Here is a 21,280-nt window from a genome sequence, read left to right as displayed (position 1 = left end):
CTATCCTTATAGATCGTCAATGTAACCTAAGCTGCGCAGTGCACGTTCGTCATCTGCCCAACCTGATTTTACTTTAACCCAAAGTTCTAAATACACTTTACGTTCAAATAAGTCTTCCATATCTAAACGGGCTTCACGGCCAATAACTTTGATCTTATCGCCGCCTTTACCGATTACCATTTTCTTCTGGCCTTTACGCTCAACTAGAATCAACCCATTGATATCAAAACCATTTGTTTCAGGATTGAAATCAAAACGCTCAATTTCAACGGTGACTGAATACGGTAATTCTTCCCCCGTAAAGCGCATTAGTTTTTCACGAATAATTTCTGACGCCATAAAGCGCTGTGAACGATCCGTTACATACTCTTCAGGGAAGTAGTATTCACATTCAGGTAAATGATCATGAACAATTTTTTCAATTGCCGCAATGTTGGTGCCTTTCTTTGCCGACATTGGAATAACATCAACAAACGGCATTTTTTTCGCTAATTCCTGTAAATGCGGAAATAACTCATGCTTTTCTTTAATGTTGTCGACTTTATTGATCAACAATACTGTTGGTAGCTCACTTTTCATAAGCTTATTCAGTACCATCTCATCATCTGCCGTCCACGTCGTGCCATCAACTAGGAATAATACTAATTCAACGTCGGTTAATGAACTGCTAGCAGCACGGTTCATTAAACGGTTAATCACACGTTTTTCTTCAATGTGCAAACCTGGAGTATCAATATAAACAGCTTGATACCCATCACGAGTGTCAACCCCCATAATACGGTGACGTGTCGTTTGAGGTTTACGTGAAGTGATAGACAGTTTTTGTCCCACTAAACGGTTAAGCAAGGTTGATTTTCCGACGTTCGGTCGACCAACGATGGCAATAAAGCCACAATGTTGTTTATCTGTCATGATTCCAACTGATTAAGTGCAATTTCTGCTGCTGCCTGCTCTGCCTTGCGCCGACTGCCGCCTTTACCGATTACAGGCTTGTCCAAACCTGTGACATCACACTGTACAGTGAACTCTTGGTTATGAGCTTCACCTTGTACCTTAGTTACAGTATATGCAGGTAATGGTAAACGGCGACCTTGTAAGCATTCTTGCAGGCGTGTTTTTGGATCTTTTTGGTTGATGCCTGGTTCAATTGTATCAAGACGTGATTTATACCAAGCCAATACGACTTGACGCACTGTCTCAACATCACTATCTAGATAAACCGCGCCAATGATTGCTTCAACACAGTCAGCCAGAATAGAATCACGACGGAAACCGCCACTTTTCAACTCGCCTGGACCTAATAGTAAGTAGTCACCTAATTCGAACTCACGTCCTAACTCAGCCAAGGTCTTACCACGGACTAGTGTTGCGCGCATTCGGCTCATATCACCTTCATCCACATTAGGAAAACGGTGATATAAGTCATCAGCAACAACAAAACTTAAAATAGAATCGCCTAGAAACTCTAGGCGCTCGTTGTGGGTGCCATTAGCACTGCGATGTGTCAGTGCTAATGTCATCAACTCACAATTATTAAACTGGTAGCCCAGCTTGCGCTGAAGCCTATTCGCTGGAGTTGTCATTTTCTCTCGATTATTTTATTTAATGCTACCGATACGATTAAAACGTACGCCGGTAGGGATCCAAGATGGAAGAAAACTATCAGGCTTGCGATCAAAATCAAAGCTCATCCAAATAGCAACTGCCTTGCCGACTAAATTCGCTTCTGGTACAAAACCCCAGTAACGACTATCAGCACTATTGTCACGGTTGTCACCCATAACAAAATATTCACCTTTTGGTACAATCCACTCACCGATTCCCGGACGAGGTACATAAGCCATACGGTTATCATGTCGTGACGGATTGATCAAAATATGATGATTTATATCACCAAGATGTTCGTTATATTCAATCAGACGAGTCATATCTTGCGTAAAATCACTGTCTTTCATATCCGTTAATTTCACAGGCTTACAAACAGAAGTGCCTTGTGGCTGAATGCATAGTTTTTTGTCAGCGCTGTAACGAATTAAATCACCAGGTAAACCAACAACACGTTTAATATAGTCAATCTTTGGATTAGGTGGGTAACGGAATACAACTACATCACCACGTTTAGGCTCACCAGTATTTAAAAATTTATGATCAAAAACAGGATCACGCAATCCATAAGCAAATTTTTGAACAAGAATGAAATCCCCCACATACAGGGTTGGTAACATTGACTTTGATGGAATCTGGAACGGCTCATAAATAAATGAACGGAAGATCATGATCAATGCAATCACAGGGAACATTGAACTTGCAGATTCAATCCAACTTGGCTGAGGCGCAACTCGTGCAAGTACTTCAGCATCCACTTGATCACCGGCTTTTTTAGCTGCGGCGGCAATCTTTAATTGTCGCTTCGGTGCCCATGAAAATTTATCTAGCGCCCAAATAATACCGGTAAAAATCGTCACTAAGACCAATATTATTGAAAATGTATTTGCCATGTTATTCCTTAGGTTTAATGCAACTACCCACAACTATTTGTTTATTTAGGATAATTTAAAACGTCTAAGTAAAAGAAAGTGCTATTTAACAGATTAAATAAGCACTTTCTAATTATAAGACTGTTATAAACAAAGAAAGGTTACTACTTATCTTTGCCCACATGAAGAATCGCTAAGAAAGCTTCTTGTGGTAATTCAACATTACCAATTTGCTTCATGCGCTTCTTACCATCTTTCTGTTTCTGTAGCAGCTTTTTCTTACGGCTAATATCGCCGCCATAGCATTTTGCGATTACGTTTTTACGTAATTGCTTCACAGTTGAACGTGCAATGATATGAGCACCAATCGCTGCTTGAATAGCAATGTCAAACATTTGACGAGGGATAAATTCTTTCATTTTTTCAACAACATCACGACCACGAGTCTGTGAGTTTTCTTTATGAGTAATGATAGCTAACGCATCAACACGTTCGCCATTTAACAGAATATCGACTCGAACCATGTCTGATTCTTGGTAACGCTGGAAATTGTAATCTAGCGATGCATAACCGCGCGATGTTGATTTCAAACGATCAAAGAAATCCAGTACCACTTCTGACATTGGAATATCATAAGTTAATGCTACTTGATTACCGTGATAAACCATATCAACCTGCATGCCACGCTTTTCAATACATAGTGTAATAACATTACCTAGGTATTCGCTTGGTACCAGAATATTACAGCGAGCAATCGGCTCACCCATAATTTCAATGTCATTGACAGCTGGTAATTTTGACGGGCTATCAACATACAACATGGTGCCGTCAGTTTTCTTCACTTCATACACTACTGTTGGTGCAGTAGTAATCAAGTTCAGATCATATTCACGCTCTAGACGCTCTTGAATAATCTCCATGTGGAGCATACCCAAGAAACCACAACGGAAACCAAAACCAAGTGCTGTCGAGCTTTCTGGTTCATAAAACAATGACGCATCGTTTAGGCTTAATTTACCCAACGCATCACGGAAGTTCTCGTAATCATCAGATGATACTGGGAACAAACCTGCGTATACCTGAGGTTTTACTTTCTTAAAGCCAGGTAATGCTGTCTCACAACCGCCTTTAGCTAGCGTTAATGTATCACCAACTGGCGCACCTAAAATGTCTTTAATACCACAAACAACCCAGCCAACTTCGCCGGTATTTAATTCAGTGGTATCAATTTGTTTTGGTGTAAAGATACCAAGACGATCAACACCCCAGATTTGACCTGTGGTCATCACTTTAATTTTGTCGTTTTTCTTTAGCTTACCGTTTTTAACTCGGACTAAAGAAACAACACCTAAGTAATTATCAAACCATGAGTCAATAATTAGTGCTTGTAATGGCGCATCCGGATCACCTACAGGTGCTGGAATTGCTTCAACGATTTTTTCTAAAACCTCATCGACACCGACACCTGTTTTTGCTGAACAACGCACAGCATCAAGCGCATCAATACCAACAATGTCTTCAATTTCTTCAGCCACACGCTCAGGATCGGCAGCAGGAAGGTCGATTTTATTTAAAATCGGCACGACTTCCAAGTCCATTTCCATAGCGGTATAACAGTTAGCTAAAGTCTGAGCTTCTACGCCCTGACCCGCATCAACGACCAACAATGCACCTTCACAAGCTGCAAGTGAACGCGATACTTCATACGAGAAGTCAACGTGTCCAGGGGTGTCGATAAAGTTTAATTGATAAGTTTCACCATCTTTAGCCGTGTAATCAAGCGTAACGCTTTGGGCTTTGATAGTAATACCGCGTTCGCGTTCAAGATCCATTGAATCTAAAACCTGTGCAGCCATTTCTCGATCAGAAAGGCCGCCACAGACTTGAATTAGACGGTCGGATAAGGTCGACTTACCATGGTCGATATGTGCGATAATCGAAAAGTTACGAATGTGCTTCATGAATGGCGTGACTGCTCGTGATTAAAATGAATGGGATCTTACGATCAAGTTGACGGATTCTACCGAATTTAAACGCTACTCGCTATCTTTCGATGCGGCATTTATCAGCTTATCTGCTGAAATGGGTAACCCTAGCACTCGAATAAGGCTTGGTTTGTAGGCTGCATCCCCATCGAATTTCTTGGCATAATACCGTGCAATCATTAATCCTACCGTGGTAGCAACAGCAGCCGACACAATAACACCGAGTTGGTTACTGGCTGCTAAATCAATAAAAATGTATTGTCCAATTAAACTTCCGCCGATTAAAAATAACAGCGGCAACATATAAACTAATAATGCTGAACTCAACATACTACGCTCAGACAAGCCGATTTCAACCACTTGTCCGAGAGTTATTTTTTCATTGGTCGCAATATTTATTTGATGAGAACGCCCAGGCATGGCTTTTGTCACAATACCTGTGCCGCAACTATCACTCGAAGCACAATGACCACAACTGGTTTGTTGCTGACAACTCACAGTTATATGGCTAGCTTCAACAGCGACAACTGTCGCTAATGTTCTCATCATGATTATTTACTCGTCTGAGTAACCTCAGTTTTAGTATTATCAAAGGTTACGTTTTCTGCAATTCGTCGCGCTGTTTCTGGTGGAATATCACCGACAACCGTTATTTCTTTGCTGCCATCAACTCTGGTGGTTAAGGTACGGCGTCCTTGGCGAACTAATTGTCCTCGCCCAACAAAATTATCAACATCAGAAACATACACAGAGAAACTAAATAAACCATCACTGTACATTCGGCTTTCAACCGCACGTTCAGTTAATAACAAGCGATGACGATTACCGGCAATTAATGCAAAGCCATTAGGTAACCACTTCACTGCCCATTCAAGTTTTTTCTGTGGCTGTTGTGGCTGTTGTGGCTGTTGTGGCTGTTGTGGCAATTGTACCACAGCTGGCAATTTAACTTGATCTAGCTTACTGAGCATTTCAGCTACTTTAGGGTTCACAACAAATGACACCACTCTAAATTGTTCAAGTAGCTCGCCTTCACGATCCAATAAATCAGCCCGCATTACTAAGTGTGTAGTTTGATCAATCCACAATAAGTAAGAATAGCGATTACCATCTTTAGGGGCAACGCGAACAACATCACAAGCAACACCCGCTTCACGGGCGCGTCCCATCGCAATAAAGTCGTAAAAATGAGCAAGTCTATCTATATTGGCTTTCATTAACGGCAATATTGGTGCGACCATTTTATTACTTTTAATAGTAAAAGGATCAAGTCCTGGCTCAAAGTAACTAACTTCATCGCCCCGTTGGATAACCTCTTGTGGTGGCCCACTGAGGAACAACAAATGAGCATAACTTTGACCATTCTCTAGTGCATGTCGATAGCGCAAAGTATCAATGCTATTTTTCTTTACCCAAATGTAAGACATCTCATAACTAAGATCGCGACTGGCTTGGCCCATTTGATGCAACAAAGCCTCTGTTGAAGGTTTAACCGCTTCAGCAGAGGCTTGGAGTGGCAATAATAGGCTGACCAATGCAAGCGCACCGACCAGTATTTTGTTCATTAATCCGCCACTGAGTTATTTGGGTGTAAGCGTGAATGATCGATACTACCATCTTCGGCATTAAACCGAAGCTGAAGCTCATAATCTTGTAACATCGAGTTAATACGACGTCGTTGTTCCATTAACTGTGATTCAGATGGTGTTTGATTATTATCAACCATACTGGTATTTAAGCTCACAGGTTCAGCTTTACCTGTAAATGGAATCGTTTGTAATACAGGCACATCATTACTGGTTGCCGTTGTAAAGTTATTACCATTACCGTCGTATTGTTGAACACCAACAATTACCGCTAATGATACACATGCAGCCACTGCAACCTGACCAAACTGGGAGAGCCAAGCAGGTAATGTCCGCTTTGCTTTAAATGGAGTCGGTTGCTCTTCAGTAATCATTGGCTGAGTAACCATCTCAATATGAGCGATCACTGCACCTGTGTGTGCAGGTTCAGCCTCTAACGCTAACGCGACATTTCCTGCAATATTCCATTCTATGCATTGCGGTGCATCGCCACGCATAACATCACCAATTAAGCTGAAGTCATACCAACTTTGCTCGCTATCTTTGTCAACGGTCAGCGCATTAATAATGCTCTGATCCAAATCTTCGCCATCAAGCAATGCCGAAATTTTTTCTTTATCAGCCATTTTTTCCACCGTTTGGTGCAACATTATTATTGTTGCATAAGGGGACGAATACGTTTTTCGACCATCTCTCGAGCACGGAATATACGTGAGCGAACTGTACCTACTGGACATCCCATTACTTCAGCGATTTCCTCATAACTTAGACCATCCAGTTCACGCAATGAGATCGCTGTTTTAAGATCATCGGGTAATGCTTCAATCGTACTAAAAACAACCCGCCTTAATTCTTCTGACAACATTTGGTTCTCAGGGTTCGAAATTTCTTTAAGCGCATTTCCACTTTCATAATATTCCGCGTCTTCGGCATCAACATCAAATGCAGGCGGACGACGCCCCTGAGCGACTAAATAGTTTTTTGCCGTATTAACCGCGATACGATAAAGCCATGTATAAAATGCACTTTCGCCACGAAATGTGGGTAAGGCTCGATATGCTTTAATGAACGCTTCTTGAGCAACATCTGGTACATCACCAGAATTGCTAACGTAACGAGAAACAAGGTTACAAACTTTATTCTGGTACTTAATAACCAGAAGGTTGAATGCTTGCTTATCTCCCCGCTGTACTCGCTCAATTAATACCTGATCAGTTTGCTGCTCGCTCATTCGAGCGTGTACTCCCATGTCTACGATTAGTAATATTGCATTCATCTCACGATAACTTACGCAATAATGGCGCAGATTCGTTATTGATGCACAATGGTTTATTTAGATTGTCCTGCCACTATAAGCGTTAGTCTCACCGTAAATAAAACACTGACTTATGAAATATTTATGAGCATGAGCACTAATTAAGACCGATGGATAATGGCAAAGTTCCACCGTTAAAAAATAATTTTATGTTTTGGTTACCGTGAAGTTATTCTCTTTAACAAAAACACACAAAAAGCAGATCTAATTACATCAGTCATTTTACCTGAAATAATAACACTAACGAGGATCTATGACGGAAAAAAGTAAAAAATCACAAAGACATGAAATAATCGCCTTACTCATTTCTAACAATACAACAGCTAAAACACCATCTTTTCGTGATAGTTATGCAACTAAAACCCAAACAAAAATGCGCTTTAATAACAAATTTGGTAGCATGAAATAAGATTATCACATGGACATGTAATCACTATGAACCAACCTCATCAACACGATAGCGACATTTTAGTCATTGGTAGTGGCGCAGCAGGATTATCGCTCGCACTCCACTTAGCGCATCTTGGTAAAGTCACAATTTTATGCAAAGGACCACTCAATGAAGGAGCAACCTATTATGCTCAAGGAGGTATCGCTGCCGTTTTTGATGAATCAGACAGTATTGCATCCCATGTTGAAGATACCTTAATTGCAGGTGCTCACCTTTGTAACCAAGACGTCGTACAATTTATTGCTGAAAACGCCAAGCAATGTGTGCAGTGGCTTATTGATGGTGGGGTACCATTTGATCGTGAAGAATCAGATTCAGATGATCATCCACGTTATCATCTCACACTTGAAGGTGGTCATAGCCATCGTCGTATCCTTCACGCTGCTGACGCCACCGGAATGGCAATGCAAACCTCGCTTCAAGAACAAGCCCGCAACCACCCTAATATTACTATTCTTGAACGTCATAATGCACTTGATATTATCACCGAGAAAAAAATAAATCCGCAATCAGAAACCAACCGAGCACTAGGTGCCTATGTGTGGAACCGTGATAAAGAATGTGTTGAAACCCTCGCGGCTAAATTTGTGGTCTTAGCCACAGGCGGCGCATCAAAAGTGTATCAATATACTTCTAACCCTGATGTTTCATCGGGCGATGGTATTGCTATGGCATGGCGCGCAGGCTGCCGTGTTGCTAACCTTGAATTTAATCAATTCCACCCTACGTGTTTATTTCACCCTAAAGCACAAACCTTCTTATTAAGTGAAGCTTTACGTGGCGAAGGCGCTTATTTACGTCGCCCTGATGGTAGCCGTTTTATGCTTGATTTTGATGAACGCGCAGAACTGGCTCCACGGGATGTCGTCGCTCGCGCTATCGACTATGAAATGAAGCGACTTGGTGCTGACTGTATGTACCTTGATATTAGCCATAAACCCGCCGATTTTGTCAAAAACCACTTTCCAATGATTGCTGAAAAACTGCATGGTTATGGCATTGATATCACCACCGATATGATTCCAATTGTTCCTGCTGCGCACTACACTTGCGGCGGAGTCATGGTTGATAAATCAGGTAAAACTGATATTGATGGTTTATATGCCATTGGAGAAGTGAGCTATACTGGCCTGCATGGTGCTAATCGTATGGCGTCAAACTCTCTGCTTGAGTGTGTGGTTTATGCGTGGTCAGCCTCACGAGATATTGAACGCCTATTTAAGACAATTTTGCAGCCACAACAGTTACCATTTTGGGATGATAGCCAAGTGACCAATTCAGATGAAGAAGTGGTGATCCAACATAACTGGCATGAATTACGCTTATTTATGTGGGATTACGTTGGTATTGTACGTTCTACCAAACGTTTAGAACGAGCCATGCATCGAATTGAGTTACTAAAACATGAAATCGATGAATACTACAGCCATTTTCGTGTATCAAATAACCTGCTGGAACTACGTAATTTATTGCAAGTTGCCGAACTCATTGTCCGTTGTGCAATGGCGCGTAAAGAGAGCCGAGGGCTACATTATACGCTTGATTATCCAGAGCTTGATGAACAAGCAACAGCAACGGTTTTAGTGCCTAACAATCATTAATCGTTAGCAATCAACTGTTTTTATTATTAATAACCATGATGCTAATTTCAATATTAGCATCATGGTTTATTGTGGCCGGAGTCAGGTTTTAATAGCCCTAAATGGATCATCATTTTTAATTGTCGATACTGAGCTGCGTCACAACCGTCATAGCCAATAATTAACCATTGATTTCTATGGTGTGTAATCGACAACACCACCAGCCAGCGCGTAACCAGTTTAACCGCTATCACCTTTCCAGCTTGATCATACCAACGAATATTACCATCACTATAAAGCCGTAAAGGGCCTTGTTGAGCTAAATAATAGTGATAGCTTCGTTGCCATTCAAACAGCAATGCTTCAGCAAACAAGTAACTAAGTGGTAAAAATACGGGCGGGACAATCAATAAGAATAGCACTGCACTGAAGTAAGATAGACTCAGCGCAGTGTTCAGTCGCGGGGATAAGTTAAGCTTTAGATCAACGTAGCTTGCTGTTGTTATGGGCAACAATTTTATCAACCATCATCGCATAAGCCGCATTATCACTGCGCCCATGCTGCATCATCCATTTAAATAAATCAGGATCATCACATGTTAGTAGAGAAATAAAATCACGTTGCTCTTGTTCTGATAAATCATCAAAACACTCTTCAAAAAATGGCATCACCAACACGTCTAATTCAAGCATACCACGACGACATGCCCATTTTACGCGAGCTTTCTCTTCTGCACCTAACATACATAACCTCTATTGCGTGCCTAATGGCTCACTGATAATCGAATACTGTGCGTATTTCCGTTACAAATAGAGTAACAGCCATGCTCAATAACGACCATGCGCTAGCACAAATAATCCTTCAAGATGAGACCTAGCCCACCATAATAGCCTCACACAAAAACATCCAATTAACCCATCGTGTAACCATGGTTAATTATTTTGTTCAGTTGGTATAACATAGTGTAATCATTACAGCATTTGTGGATACCATTATGAACACTTGGTCAACTCAACACACCTTTACCCCGTTCGCGTTAAGCACAACTGATTCACTACCTGATTTAGCAATGATCAACCTCAGTGGTTGGGGAATGGTGACACTCGTTGGCCCTGACAGTAAGTCCTACTTACAAGGTCAGTTAACTTGTGATGTAGTGTCATTAAGCGCCGATAAATCAACCTTTGCCGGTCACTGTGATGCCAAAGGAAAATTACGCACTATTATGCGCGTTTTCCATTACCAAAATGGTTATGGTTTAGTACAACGTCAAAGTGTAATGGCAACCCAACTACCTGAATTAAAAAAATATGCGGTATTTTCTAAAACAGAAATAACCCAAAGTTCAGCGATTATTTTAGGGCTTACAGGCACCCAAGCTCAAACCACCATTGATAATCATTTCAATGGCGATGCCGATGTACGTCATAACGATACTGCCACGGCTATAAAAGTCGATAACGCGCGCTGGTTAATTATCACCACCGCGGAACAAGCTGACAGTGTTATCACCACCTTGGCACCAACAGCAACCTTAACAACCACTGACTTGTGGAATCTCTACGATATTAAAGCCGCCATGCCACGCATTGATAATGCCACCGAACTTGAATTCATTCCTCAAGCGGTAAACTTACAAGCGGTTGATGGTATTAGCTTTAAAAAAGGCTGCTATACCGGCCAAGAAACCGTCGCACGAGCTAAATACCGTGGTATCAATAAACGTGCGATGTATATCGTAACAGGCGCTGCGACATTATGCCCACAAGCGGGTGATGCATTAGAACGCAGTGTTGGTGAAAATTGGCGTAAAGGCGGTACGGTTATTTGCGGCTATCACTACGCTGATGATCAAGCAATTGCATTAGTGGTATTACCTAACGATCTCGACGATGACAGTCAGTTCCGTTTTGCCACAACGCCTGACGCACTTTGGCACAAACTCGATTTACCGTATGATCTTAATGCAGAATAATTTAATTGATACCGCCGTAACGCAGTTACTTGATAACGAAGGGGTTGATTACCGCTTGCTGCCACACACGAAGCCGGCAAAGACCATTGCCGAAGCCGCAGCAGAACGCGGGGTTGATCCGCAACACATGGTGAAATCGATATTATTAAAAGATATGTCAGGTTTTCATGTACTAGCATGTGTTCCAGGGCCACAATCGGTTGATCCCAAAAAGGTACGGGCGCTATTAGGTTGTCAGCGAATGACTTGTACCGATGCCACTGAAGTAGAAAAAGTCACGGGATTAGTCATCGGCACAGTGGCACCTATAGGGCTAAAGCGTCCATTAGTGATTGTTTTTGATGCCACTATAACCGCGATTGAGCATGTTAATATCAGTAGTGGTGATCGCATGGCTGGCATTGAAATCGCTACTGATGATTTATTGATATTGTGTGATCCTATGGTCGCTGATATTTGTCGAGAACAGGCTTAATTAGTGACACCTAGACCAACGGTATGAATAAAAATACCGTTGGTTTACTTACTCGGTAAAGGAATAGGCTATGGCTAACCATCACCACCACGATATTAATTGGCGCGGTGTCGACCTTAATTTATTGATTGCCTTTTCGGCATTAATGGACACCCGCAGTGTAACCAAAGCCGCCAATAAATTAGCCATTGGTCAATCAGCAATGAGCCATAATTTATCGCGTTTACGCAATTTATTAAATGACCCTCTATTTGAGCGTCATGGTCATCAAATGCTGCCCACTCAAACCGCTTTAGAACATGCCACTACTGTCGATATGATTTTGTCATTAGTCACCAATGAACTACTGCGACCAAGTACATTTATTCCTGCTGATTTTTGTGGCACCTTTAAAATAGGTCTAACTGATTATGCCGAATTATTATTTGCCCCCGCACTGTATGATGCTATTCATCATCAAGCACCACAATGTCAACTGAGCTTTTTTAATGTCGATCGTCATAGTTATCACACCGATTTTAATCAACATCGAATAGATGTGGTTATAGGTTCAATGACAGATATGGGAAAGGATATTGAACATCAATATTTATATACCGAAGATCATGTGTGCCTTTATGATCAATGCGCAACGGGGCTTAATGATAACGTTACACTCGATCAATACAGTCACCACCCCCATGCACTTGTAAGTCCGGATGGTAAATTAACCACTCAGGTTGATGACCAATTACAACAACAAGGATTTGTGCGTCAAGTCGCGGTAGGATCACATAACTTTCTCACCATTCGACACTTACTAAGCGGTCGCGATTTAATTTGTGTAGTGTCACGTTTGATGGCGCAGCTGGATATTTTCAATGACCAATTAACCCAATGCCTTCCCCCTGTTGCGATAGCTGATTTTGATATTCGATTACTATGGCTGCATCGCAACAGTAATCACCCTCGCAATCAATGGTTACGCCACCTTGTTGCCCAAACGGTGATAACCCAAGTCGAACAACTTCGAGCGGGTCAATAAACCAATAAAGAGAAGAGCGCGGCAGAGCATATTTACTCTGCCAATGGCTGTTGTTGCTATACCAATACAATTACTGCGCGCGGCTATTTGGCTCTTGAATTTGATAAAGTTTATGTTCATCGCAAGGTTCATCGCAATTACACTCTTTATTGACACCAACATTAGCCAAACCGCCACAACTACCACTGATGGTTTGACGTTTAACAAACCACCCAATCGCCATTGCTAATATCACCACCCAAAAAATACCTAACGTCAGAAAAAATGTAGTCATCATTTTAATCCTCCAATTTTTCCTAACTGATTAAAACTGGTCGCGAGCATACCGACTTTAGCCACGGCAGGCACCACTTTTTTAGTGCCACAGCCACAGCCACATGCACCTTTTTCACGTTTACAAGCACGACCTTGATCGGCTGTCACTAATGCTTCTTTGCTAATACCACCCGCTAAAAAAGTCGCTAATGATGTTCTCGGCGGTACCCGACTAACACTAAATCCAGCTTGCAACAAACGTGCTAAAGATCGAGTACCAATATTACCCAGAACAATTTCATTGACGTTCAGTGCTGCAAGTTGTCGCTGAAGTATTTTTTTATGTTTGCATCCCAACTCTCGACTACCACTATTTTCAATGCGATCCACCAGCAGACCTTGTTGATCATAAATAGCAAATATTGCCGCTTTACCGAAATGGCCTGCAATCTGATCTCTTGGCGTTAACGCTATCGCTATTAACATACATTATTCCTCTGTGTTTTTAAGGGTGTCGGTTACCAATTCTAATGCCATTCCCATTACTAACGCCTGCGCCACTTTATGCCGCCCTCGCGCCACAATATTACCTAATGTTTGACGAGAAACACCTAACTGTTGGGCTGCTTCAAGTTGTTGTAAACCCAGCATATCAACCAATCTTAGCGCCTCTAATTCATCACTAGCTAAAACAAGTCGAGGTAATTGCGTCATTGGAACCCCATTGGGTTTAAAGCAACTATAAGCTGGGCGGCAACTGATCTTTCTTTCAATTTTAGGTCTTGCCATGGTGATGATAACCTTGCTAATAAGGTTTATTATTGGCATATGCCAAAAACTCAGTATTGATCTAGGATCATAACTGATGATCTAAGTCGTTTTTTTAATAAAAAGCCTTAAATCTCTATTAACCGGTTCTGTCGCATGGGAGGGAACTAAATAGCCTATGTGATGCTCAAAGTTCTGTTTTTTGCATTAACTCGAGCATTAAAGAGTGGGGCCAATGCATTGGCTGTACTTAATTGAGATCGTCGATGTGAAATATCTCAACAACATCGTTGAGCAAAGCCATAGGCCAATAAAACAAAAGATGGTTCAGGCGTTGAGCTGGAAATCTGTTAAGGGAGCGACTACCACGATGTCAGGGCTAGAAATTTAGACTCAGATAAAACAGAGGCAAGTTGGGGATTTAAGTTTACCAGTTTGGGAGCGCTTACGCGCTCGCAGCATAATTGTGTCTGGAATTCGGCACGTTTGTACTTCACCAAAACTGTGCAACAGAACCAAATAATCTAAAGTAATAATAAAAGTTGCAGTATTATAAATGCGCATCAAGGATCTATTACTAATAGCCGCAATTACTGCGACTTTATCAGGATGTCATGATAAGTCGTCACAAAATACACTAACAGCACCTTCTGTTATATGTCTTTATCTCTAGATTTATCAACCTGATTTGTTCTTGTCCCATCGTTGTAGATCTTCTTTCTTAACGCCTTCTCGGTTAATGGTTATATGCATTGGGTTTTGACTACTTTTGTCTTGCTCGAAAGATTGCCAATGAATGTCTTGAGTATCTAAGTTCAACTCTGTATTAGTCCAATAGAAAGGCATCGTTGCCCCATGGTCGACATAAAGCTCTTTTAAACCTTTAAAATCTTTAATCATTCCCCAACGATTTTCTTTCGCTGAATAATAGGCTAATGGAAATTCGCCAGCTTCTGCTACTGGTTTAATCACCTTTGTATTAGGTTCAGCTATCATCTGATGCCATCCATAATTAACTTGAGCGCCATGCCTCACGATATGTCGGGCTTGCTTTTCATAGTTACCATGGGGTTCAAAAGGCATATATTCGCGGCTTTTATCAATAGCGCTCACATATAAGTTTATGTTCTCAATAACTTCACGTTCTTCTTTACTCTCAGGCTCAACAATACGGTACTTACCTTTTCTATCTCCTATTAATACATCATGGGTATCGTAATCACCTGTAAAGAGTTTAGTAATCCAATTATTGCCTAGCTCAGATTTCATCGTAACTATACTAAAAGAAAATTTCTCTATAGAGCTCGTATCCAGTGGAAAAATCTTAGCTTTTTGACAACCAGTTGAATCTACTTCATAAGTGGTACTGTAAACGCCTCCAAGCGTTTTTTTTTCGGCATGGTTAACAACATGACCCACAATGCCCATTAGCCCTTCAGCTTCTAAAACTTGTTGATGCTTATTCGTTAAATTATACACGTCCTGTATAGTCTTGGGTTTTATTGTTTTTTCAAGAATATCGTGTCCTTTCGCAGAAGCACCTCTATTTAATGCGCCTATTGTAAATTCACCAGATTCACGGAAAGTCACCACCATATCGAATACATCCGCACATTCTTTGATAGCTTGCATATGAGATTGAGTCACAAACTTATCAGATATTTCTTTCAGTGTTTGTTCATACTTTTTGGTAGCATTGACTGCATCAAGCTCTGCTAAAACTTTAGCCCTATGCGCGGCATATTGAGCGTCATTATCCTGAACATAAACCCATATTTTTTCTGATTGCTCATGACGTTTTTGTCGTTGCCGTTGTATTTTTTCCCTAGGCGTTTCAGTTTTACTATCAAGCTCTGAGTCAGGCTTTGGGTCTAATTTGTCATGACCAATATTTGCAATTTTAACATTGGGTTTCGCGCTAACTTTGGTTGCTTTCCTCATAGATTATCCTTGAATTGTTTCAAATAAAAATGGCCAGAATTGACTCTATTTAACTTAATTGTTCTAAAACGATTCGATACAGATACGCGGTAACGTCTAGATACAAAAAGACCGCCTCTATGGGCGGTCTATTTCTATATTTCTAAACATTCATTAATGTATTTTGGGTTCTGTCGCATGGGAGGGGACTAAATAGCCTATGTGATACTCAAAGTTCTGTTTTTTGCATTAACTCGAGCATTAAATAGACTTCTCAGGCTACTAATACCTATCAGATATACAACATCGTTGAGCAAAGCCATAGGCCAATAAAACAAAAGATGGTTCAGGCGTTGGGTTGGAAATCTGTTAAGGGAACGACGACCACGATGTCAGGGCAAGAAATTTGGACTCAGATAAAACGGAGGCAAGTTGGGGATTTAAGTTAACCCGTTTGGGAGCGTTTTACGCGCTCGCAGCATAATTGTGTCTGGAATTCGGCACGTTTGTACTTCATCAAAACTTTGCGACAGAACCAAAAAAACAGCCACAATCAGAATATTATTCCAAGCATAAGATTTAAACTTATTCAATTCTCCAATAAATGAAACTTATCGTTAAACTTATGCTAATAATGTCACAGAAATGTTCTAATAATTAGCGTATACTTATTCGCGTTAATCGCCAGGAAGGTCGGAGTTAAACTGTATTATGCGGATGTTCAAACGCTACTTGCCGAAACTAATTGCCAAGCATGTTAGTCGTATATTTAAAGGAAGAATTTATATTGATGGCCGTGGCGGCTATCATTTTGAGAAAGGAATATTGTTGGTGCCATTAAAAGCACAACAGCATCATTACGATACAGTGAACGAGGTTAACTTAGAAATTAAGCGTCTACGTGAAATTTACTAAGCCAATCCTTTAGAATTAAAGCCTCTCGAATAAAGCCCACTACAGTATGTGGGCTTTAATGTTTTTACGCCATTCATCATCAACAATCGTCGCTAAATAGTCCTCAGCATCCAACAACTCATCCACATCCGCATCTGTATCAATTCGAATTTGAAATAACCACCCATCACCATAGGGATCATTATTGACTAATTCAGGTGCAGCCTCGAGCTCGTCATTAATAGTGATAATCGTGCCCGTACATGGTGCATAAATATCGGATGCTGCTTTTACGGATTCAATAATGGCACATTCTTCTCCGCCATCAATAGCCGCCCCACTGTCAGGAAGGTCAATAAATACCATATCACCAAGTAAGGCTTGAGCATGATCACTAATACCAACGGTATAAATTCCATCACCTTCATCACGTAACCATTCATGGGTATGAGTAAATTTTAATTCTGAGGGCACATAGCTCATTCTCACATCCTTTTTAAGCTCACAATTAATAGGTCGTTATCACTCTATTTACTGTAGGTGAAAAAATATCTTTTGCTCAATTTGAGAACAAAAAAAACCGTAACAAAAAATTTATTACGGTTTAATAAATAATCACTCAGTTCAGTGGCTGATTACAGCTTATTTATAGCGCGCTAATTCAGGTAATTCGCCACTTAATCCTAATGCTCGACGCATGAATTCATCTTTAACGCCTGGGGCATTATTAGCAAATAACATTCCTAAATCACGTACCAGTTTTTTCGCTGGATGAGCGCCATCAAACAACGACTTAAAACCTTGCATCGCGGTGATCATTTTCGCTGCTTCCGCTTTACGCCAGCGTTCGTAATGACGTAAATTAACCTGCTTACCAATGTCTTTTTCCGCTTGCCACAAACCAATGATCTCTTGCGCTAAGGCCGCTGCATCTAATAAGCCTAAGTTAACCCCTTGCCCAGCTAACGGATGAATCGTGTGGGCTGCATCGCCAACTAACGCGACCCGTTCACGTACAAAATCTTGAGCATAACGCATTTTTAGAGGAAAGGTTTGGCGCTCACCTTCCACGCGACACAAACCCAAACGGTGATCAAAAGCTGTCGTTAAATGCTGATTAAACTCTTCATCACTAACATCACACAGCTGTAATGCTTGCTCAGGTGGTAATGACCACACAATCGAACATAAATCTTTTTCAGCTAAAGGTAAAAAGGCCAACGGACCATCAGGACGAAAAATTTGACGGGCGGTTTGTAAATGAGGCTCATCACAACGGATATTAGCCACTAATGCACTATGACCATAATCCCGCTGTGTCAGAGGAATATCCACGTGTTGGCGTAACCATGAATTGGCACCATCAGCACCAACCACTAATTTAGCGGTGAGGTTTTTACCAGAGGCTAAAGTCAACCATGCTTCCGTTTCCCCAAAAGCAATATTTTGGCAGCGGTCAGGGGCAATGACGGTCACGTTATGTTGTTTGTTAACCTGTTCTAACAATGCTAATTGCACTACTCGATTTTCAACAATATGACCTAAATCCGGTTGTGATAGCCGCTCAGCGTCAAAATCAATATGGGCAAAACTGTCTTGCTCCCACACTTCCATTTTGCTGTAAGGGCTCATTCGGCGACAGCAAATACCTTCCCACGCCCCCACGCTACGTAAAATGCGTTCACTAGCACGGCTCAATGCCGATACACGAATATCAGGCAAAGCGGCTAATTCAGGATTCGGCAATTGACCTTCAATCACCGCTATACGTAATTCAGTATCGGCTAACGCTGCGGCCAGTGTTAAACCAACCATTCCACCACCGATAATGGCGACATCAACATTTTGCATCATAGCTATCGTTTTACCTGTCCCATGGCACGGCGTAACAGCGGTGCTTGAAGTGTGTTAGAAAGGCTCATGGTCATCAAGCCCAGATTACGTCCAGCAACCAGTGCAGGATTATCATTTGCAAATAAGCTTACCAGCCCGGCGGTCATGGATACCGTCGCTTGACGATCAGGTAAACGGCGTTCACGGTAACGACCTAATACGGTAGGTAAACCAATATCAGCACCGCGCTGAACGCCAGCTGCAATTTCTTCCGCCAGAGTCATCACATCACGTAAACCAAGATTAAACCCTTGTCCAGCAATAGGATGAAGCGTTTGAGCCGCATTACCAATCACCGCAGTACGGTGTGAGACTAGCCGCTGTGATTGACGTAAAATTAAAGGGTAGCAATAACGCTCACCAACAACAGTTAGTGCCCCTAAACGCCAGCCAAACACGGCTTGTAATTCTGCTAAAAATTGCGCATCTGATAATGCCATAATGCGTGCTTGTTGGTGCGGTTCAATACACCACACCAATGAATTCCGTCCTTGAGCCATCGGCAACAATGCCACAGGACCATATTTAGTAAAGCGTTCAAAAGCTTGGCCTTGATGTGGCTTAGCAGTGGTAATGTTAGCAATAACCGCGACTTGCTCAAAATCATGTTCATCACAACCAATACGCAACAAGTTACAACAATGTGACGTCGCACCATCAGCAGCAACCACTAATTTAGTCCGTAGCCGTTTTCCTGTATTTAAACGCACCAATGCCTCAGCCTGAGTACGCTCAATATGTTCAACTTTAGCGGGACAAAACAGATCAATTTGAGGGCGAGTCGCTAACTGATGGTGAAAAATTTTCCCCGCATCAGCTAATTCAATCACATAACCTAGCGCATCAACTGCCAATTGCTGCGCAGACAGCTCAACCATTCCAGCATGACCGCGATCCGATACATGAATATGTTCAATTGCCGTCGCAACCTTTGCTAAAGCAGGCCAAAGTTGGATCGTATCTAACAATCGACTTGACCCATGAGACAACGCAATACTGCGAGCATCATAGCCAGGATGCCCATGCTGATCAGCCGCTACCGCTTCAACAACCGCGATATGTAATTGATGCTGCGTTAATTCATCCAGTGCTATCGCTAGACATGCACCCACCATTGCGCCACCCGCAATAACCACATCATATTGCTTCACATTTTGTCCCTTTCGCCATCGAAATAATTAGTGAAGAGTTGGCATTTCGTCAGCATTATCATCATTGACAAGGCGTTGACCTAATTCAGAATGACAACTCAAGACACACATACGTACATGTTCAAGCACTTGTTCAAATAAAGCCGCTTGATCTTCAAGATCTTCGTCTTCATCAATGCCAAGTTGTGAGATCTCTTGTAAATCAGCCAGTGCTTCAGTTATTTCCTCAGATAATTGATTTTTTTGCAAATCCATTAGTCCTAAACCAGAAATAAAACTGTTTACCCACTCAGTTAATGCTTCAGCGCGAGTGGCTAACGGCTCGTCATCATCAGGCATCAATAATGAAAATTCAAATCCACCACCAATCAACTCATCAGCCGTCGTTGTAAATAGCGTCCGTACCATCATTTTGGCGCCGTCTGTCATCGGCTGGCCTTCATTGGCGTAATCACAAACAGGACCGACCCAACTTTCATCATCAACAGCTAAACCACCACAAATCATTCCGCTAAGTAAACCATGTAATTCAGCAGGCATAGCAGCCAAGCCTTGTTGTTTTAATTCAGCTTCTACAGCTTGGTATGTTGGCAGGGTTATTTCACTCATGGCTTATCACCTTTTTAATTGGCGCGATTTAAAATAAATAGTTTTGTGACCATTACTGAATTTAAAATGATGTCAGTAATTAACATTACACTTTGAAATTGTACCAAACAATAATCACACTTATGGCTTAGTTAGTATAATAAATAGCAATGAGCGAATGCGAGCACTGTGTTATGCTAACACTTAAGCCTAGTTCAGCAAATGATAACACTGGCGATAACGTTCAATCCTTAACCAACTCCATAGTGAGTGTGATTAATATCTGTCTTGTCAGATGCTATTGAATCGAAACCGAGACATAGCCGCTTGCATCTTAAGTAGGGTTTTTCTATATTGGCACTAGTCGCAAGCGGAATGAACACCCATTCTGGCACGGAGCAAATCGAAGATTTATGAGTACTCAGGCTGTAGAAATTCAAGTATTGGGCAAAAAGTTAAAAGTGAATTGCCCAATAGGTCAAGAAGATGCATTACGTGCCGCGGCGGCAGATTTTGACCAGCGCTTGAAAGATATGTCTGCGCGTAGTAGTGTATCCGTAGAACAATTATTGATCTTTACTGGTCTGAACATCAGTAATGAATTGCATTTAGAACGACAAGAACATAATCGCAACGCTGAATTAATATCCAATAAAATCAATTCACTAGAAGAAAATTTGGATAAAGTATTGCAAAATCAGCCAAAGCGTTGATAATGAATTGACCCTGGGGTGTACGTCAGTGAATGAACGTCCCCGAGCCGATAAGCAAATACCCAGGATTAGCTTTTTTATTAACTATTGAGCATGCTCAGCCCGACTGAGAAGCCTACGGTTAATGTTGCTAATCCACCTTGAACATCTGGTTCAAGGGCCTTATTTCGCAACGGCACCTTGGGGCATCCCCTTTCTGAGTTTCACTTTCTTTCTACGCGCTAGCATC

26 protein-coding genes and 1 other RNA gene are annotated in these 21,280 nt (G+C 41.5%); 9 read left to right on the top strand and 18 right to left on the bottom strand.

Going from position 1 to position 21,280, the window contains the following annotated elements:
* Positions 1 to 6 precede the first annotated feature (6 nt).
* The 8 genes from era to rpoE form a co-directional block, all read right to left on the bottom strand.
* Entirely contained in the window at positions 7 to 912 is a 906-nt protein-coding gene (gene era, locus Q0V26_RS06450; RefSeq protein WP_080158218.1) for a GTPase Era, read from the bottom strand.
* Positions 909 to 1,583: a ribonuclease III gene (rnc, locus tag Q0V26_RS06445; protein ID WP_297479487.1), complete on the bottom strand. Its 675-nt coding sequence runs from the start codon at positions 1,581 to 1,583 to the stop codon at positions 909 to 911. Before rnc ends, era begins: the two co-directional genes overlap by 4 nt.
* Positions 1,584 to 1,598: 15 nt before the next feature.
* Positions 1,599 to 2,498: a signal peptidase I gene (gene lepB / locus Q0V26_RS06440; protein ID WP_297479486.1), complete on the bottom strand. Its 900-nt coding sequence runs from the start codon at positions 2,496 to 2,498 to the stop codon at positions 1,599 to 1,601.
* A 143-nt stretch (positions 2,499 to 2,641) separates the two neighbouring features.
* Positions 2,642 to 4,438 carry a translation elongation factor 4 gene (lepA, locus tag Q0V26_RS06435; protein WP_297479484.1) on the bottom strand — a complete coding sequence of 599 codons (1,797 nt, stop codon included), beginning with the start codon at positions 4,436 to 4,438 and terminating at the stop codon, positions 2,642 to 2,644.
* A 75-nt stretch (positions 4,439 to 4,513) separates the two neighbouring features.
* Positions 4,514 to 5,011: a SoxR reducing system RseC family protein gene (locus Q0V26_RS06430; RefSeq protein WP_297479482.1), complete on the bottom strand. Its 498-nt coding sequence runs from the start codon at positions 5,009 to 5,011 to the stop codon at positions 4,514 to 4,516.
* A 2-nt stretch (positions 5,012 to 5,013) separates the two neighbouring features.
* Positions 5,014 to 6,027: a sigma-E factor regulatory protein RseB gene (rseB, locus tag Q0V26_RS06425; protein WP_297479478.1), complete on the bottom strand. Its 1,014-nt coding sequence runs from the start codon at positions 6,025 to 6,027 to the stop codon at positions 5,014 to 5,016.
* The gene (locus tag Q0V26_RS06420) at positions 6,027 to 6,674 is read right to left on the bottom strand and encodes an RseA family anti-sigma factor (RefSeq protein WP_297479475.1); all 648 of its coding nucleotides are present in this window, start codon (positions 6,672 to 6,674) and stop codon (positions 6,027 to 6,029) included. The genes rseB and Q0V26_RS06420 overlap by 1 nt, the downstream gene beginning before the upstream one ends.
* Before the next feature lie 26 nt (positions 6,675 to 6,700).
* Positions 6,701 to 7,279, bottom strand: a complete 579-nt coding sequence (gene rpoE, locus Q0V26_RS06415) for an RNA polymerase sigma factor RpoE (protein ID WP_297479472.1) — start codon at positions 7,277 to 7,279, stop codon at positions 6,701 to 6,703.
* 337 nt (positions 7,280 to 7,616) lie between these two features.
* Between rpoE and Q0V26_RS06410 the strand changes: the two genes are divergently transcribed.
* Together Q0V26_RS06410 and nadB are read left to right on the top strand one after the other, a co-directional pair.
* Positions 7,617 to 7,772 (top strand): hypothetical protein, encoded by a 156-nt coding sequence (locus Q0V26_RS06410; RefSeq protein ID WP_297479470.1) that lies wholly within the window; start codon positions 7,617 to 7,619, stop codon positions 7,770 to 7,772.
* Between the two features lie 26 nt (positions 7,773 to 7,798).
* Positions 7,799 to 9,415 (top strand): L-aspartate oxidase, encoded by a 1,617-nt coding sequence (gene nadB, locus Q0V26_RS06405; protein ID WP_297479467.1) that lies wholly within the window; start codon positions 7,799 to 7,801, stop codon positions 9,413 to 9,415.
* 59 nt (positions 9,416 to 9,474) lie between these two features.
* Here nadB and Q0V26_RS06400 read toward each other — a convergent pair whose 3' ends face one another.
* Both Q0V26_RS06400 and Q0V26_RS06395 read right to left on the bottom strand, forming a co-directional pair.
* Positions 9,475 to 9,909, bottom strand: coding sequence for a protein YgfX (locus Q0V26_RS06400; RefSeq protein ID WP_158258950.1), 435 nt, complete (start codon positions 9,907 to 9,909; stop codon positions 9,475 to 9,477).
* Positions 9,878 to 10,138, bottom strand: a complete 261-nt coding sequence (locus tag Q0V26_RS06395; RefSeq protein ID WP_297479463.1) for a succinate dehydrogenase assembly factor 2 — start codon at positions 10,136 to 10,138, stop codon at positions 9,878 to 9,880. The genes Q0V26_RS06400 and Q0V26_RS06395 overlap by 32 nt, the downstream gene beginning before the upstream one ends.
* Positions 10,139 to 10,389: 251 nt before the next feature.
* Between Q0V26_RS06395 and ygfZ the strand changes: the two genes are divergently transcribed.
* The 3 genes from ygfZ to Q0V26_RS06380 all read left to right on the top strand — a co-directional run bounded on the left by ygfZ (position 10,390) and on the right by Q0V26_RS06380 (position 12,869).
* Entirely contained in the window at positions 10,390 to 11,370 is a 981-nt protein-coding gene (gene ygfZ / locus Q0V26_RS06390) for a tRNA-modifying protein YgfZ (protein WP_297479460.1), read from the top strand.
* Positions 11,360 to 11,845 carry a YbaK/EbsC family protein gene (locus Q0V26_RS06385; protein WP_297479457.1) on the top strand — a complete coding sequence of 162 codons (486 nt, stop codon included), beginning with the start codon at positions 11,360 to 11,362 and terminating at the stop codon, positions 11,843 to 11,845. Before ygfZ ends, Q0V26_RS06385 begins: the two co-directional genes overlap by 11 nt.
* A gap of 70 nt (positions 11,846 to 11,915) precedes the next feature.
* Positions 11,916 to 12,869, top strand: coding sequence for a LysR family transcriptional regulator (locus tag Q0V26_RS06380; protein ID WP_297479455.1), 954 nt, complete (start codon positions 11,916 to 11,918; stop codon positions 12,867 to 12,869).
* A 70-nt stretch (positions 12,870 to 12,939) separates the two neighbouring features.
* Here the strand turns inward: Q0V26_RS06380 and nqrM are convergent, their stop codons facing one another.
* Genes nqrM through Q0V26_RS06365 form a run of 3 tightly spaced genes read right to left on the bottom strand, consistent with a single transcriptional unit; the run spans position 12,940 to position 13,913 of the window.
* Entirely contained in the window at positions 12,940 to 13,143 is a 204-nt protein-coding gene (gene nqrM, locus Q0V26_RS06375; RefSeq protein ID WP_297479558.1) for a (Na+)-NQR maturation NqrM, read from the bottom strand.
* Positions 13,143 to 13,610, bottom strand: a complete 468-nt coding sequence (locus Q0V26_RS06370; RefSeq protein WP_297479452.1) for a NifB/NifX family molybdenum-iron cluster-binding protein — start codon at positions 13,608 to 13,610, stop codon at positions 13,143 to 13,145. The genes nqrM and Q0V26_RS06370 overlap by 1 nt, the downstream gene beginning before the upstream one ends.
* Positions 13,611 to 13,613: 3 nt before the next feature.
* Positions 13,614 to 13,913, bottom strand: coding sequence for a DUF134 domain-containing protein (locus Q0V26_RS06365; RefSeq protein ID WP_297479450.1), 300 nt, complete (start codon positions 13,911 to 13,913; stop codon positions 13,614 to 13,616).
* Positions 13,914 to 14,127: 214 nt separating this feature from the next.
* Here Q0V26_RS06365 and Q0V26_RS06360 point away from each other — a divergent pair, with 214 nt between their 5' ends.
* On the top strand, positions 14,128 to 14,283 hold the full coding sequence (locus Q0V26_RS06360) for a DDE-type integrase/transposase/recombinase (RefSeq protein WP_297479449.1): 156 nt from the start codon (positions 14,128 to 14,130) through the stop codon (positions 14,281 to 14,283).
* 287 nt (positions 14,284 to 14,570) lie between these two features.
* Here the strand turns inward: Q0V26_RS06360 and Q0V26_RS06355 are convergent, their stop codons facing one another.
* Positions 14,571 to 15,833: a hypothetical protein gene (locus tag Q0V26_RS06355; RefSeq protein ID WP_297479446.1), complete on the bottom strand. Its 1,263-nt coding sequence runs from the start codon at positions 15,831 to 15,833 to the stop codon at positions 14,571 to 14,573.
* A 690-nt stretch (positions 15,834 to 16,523) separates the two neighbouring features.
* Between Q0V26_RS06355 and Q0V26_RS06350 the strand changes: the two genes are divergently transcribed.
* Positions 16,524 to 16,727 carry a DUF1107 domain-containing protein gene (locus Q0V26_RS06350; protein WP_080158233.1) on the top strand — a complete coding sequence of 68 codons (204 nt, stop codon included), beginning with the start codon at positions 16,524 to 16,526 and terminating at the stop codon, positions 16,725 to 16,727.
* Between the two features lie 39 nt (positions 16,728 to 16,766).
* Here Q0V26_RS06350 and gcvH read toward each other — a convergent pair whose 3' ends face one another.
* From gcvH to Q0V26_RS06330, 4 genes are all read right to left on the bottom strand, one after another.
* On the bottom strand, positions 16,767 to 17,189 hold the full coding sequence (gcvH, locus tag Q0V26_RS06345; protein WP_297479444.1) for a glycine cleavage system protein GcvH: 423 nt from the start codon (positions 17,187 to 17,189) through the stop codon (positions 16,767 to 16,769).
* A gap of 159 nt (positions 17,190 to 17,348) precedes the next feature.
* Complete coding sequence (locus Q0V26_RS06340) at positions 17,349 to 18,560, bottom strand: FAD-dependent 2-octaprenylphenol hydroxylase (RefSeq protein ID WP_162841606.1); 1,212 nt, start codon at positions 18,558 to 18,560, stop codon at positions 17,349 to 17,351.
* A gap of 2 nt (positions 18,561 to 18,562) precedes the next feature.
* The gene (gene ubiH / locus Q0V26_RS06335) at positions 18,563 to 19,750 is read right to left on the bottom strand and encodes a 2-octaprenyl-6-methoxyphenyl hydroxylase (protein ID WP_297479441.1); all 1,188 of its coding nucleotides are present in this window, start codon (positions 19,748 to 19,750) and stop codon (positions 18,563 to 18,565) included.
* Positions 19,751 to 19,777: 27 nt separating this feature from the next.
* On the bottom strand, positions 19,778 to 20,359 hold the full coding sequence (locus Q0V26_RS06330) for a YecA family protein (protein WP_080158236.1): 582 nt from the start codon (positions 20,357 to 20,359) through the stop codon (positions 19,778 to 19,780).
* Between the two features lie 392 nt (positions 20,360 to 20,751).
* Here Q0V26_RS06330 and zapA point away from each other — a divergent pair, with 392 nt between their 5' ends.
* Both zapA and ssrS read left to right on the top strand, forming a co-directional pair.
* Entirely contained in the window at positions 20,752 to 21,051 is a 300-nt protein-coding gene (gene zapA, locus Q0V26_RS06325) for a cell division protein ZapA (protein ID WP_297479438.1), read from the top strand.
* A 7-nt stretch (positions 21,052 to 21,058) separates the two neighbouring features.
* A non-coding RNA gene (gene ssrS, locus Q0V26_RS06320) (6S RNA) lies at positions 21,059 to 21,242 on the top strand.
* Positions 21,243 to 21,280: the final 38 nt, after the last annotated feature.

This window comes from uncultured Photobacterium sp. (assembly GCF_947039875.1).
Classification (GTDB): domain Bacteria; phylum Pseudomonadota; class Gammaproteobacteria; order Enterobacterales; family Vibrionaceae; genus Photobacterium.
Note: the sequence above shows the minus strand (reverse complement) of the source record. Positions and strands in the feature narration are given on the sequence as shown.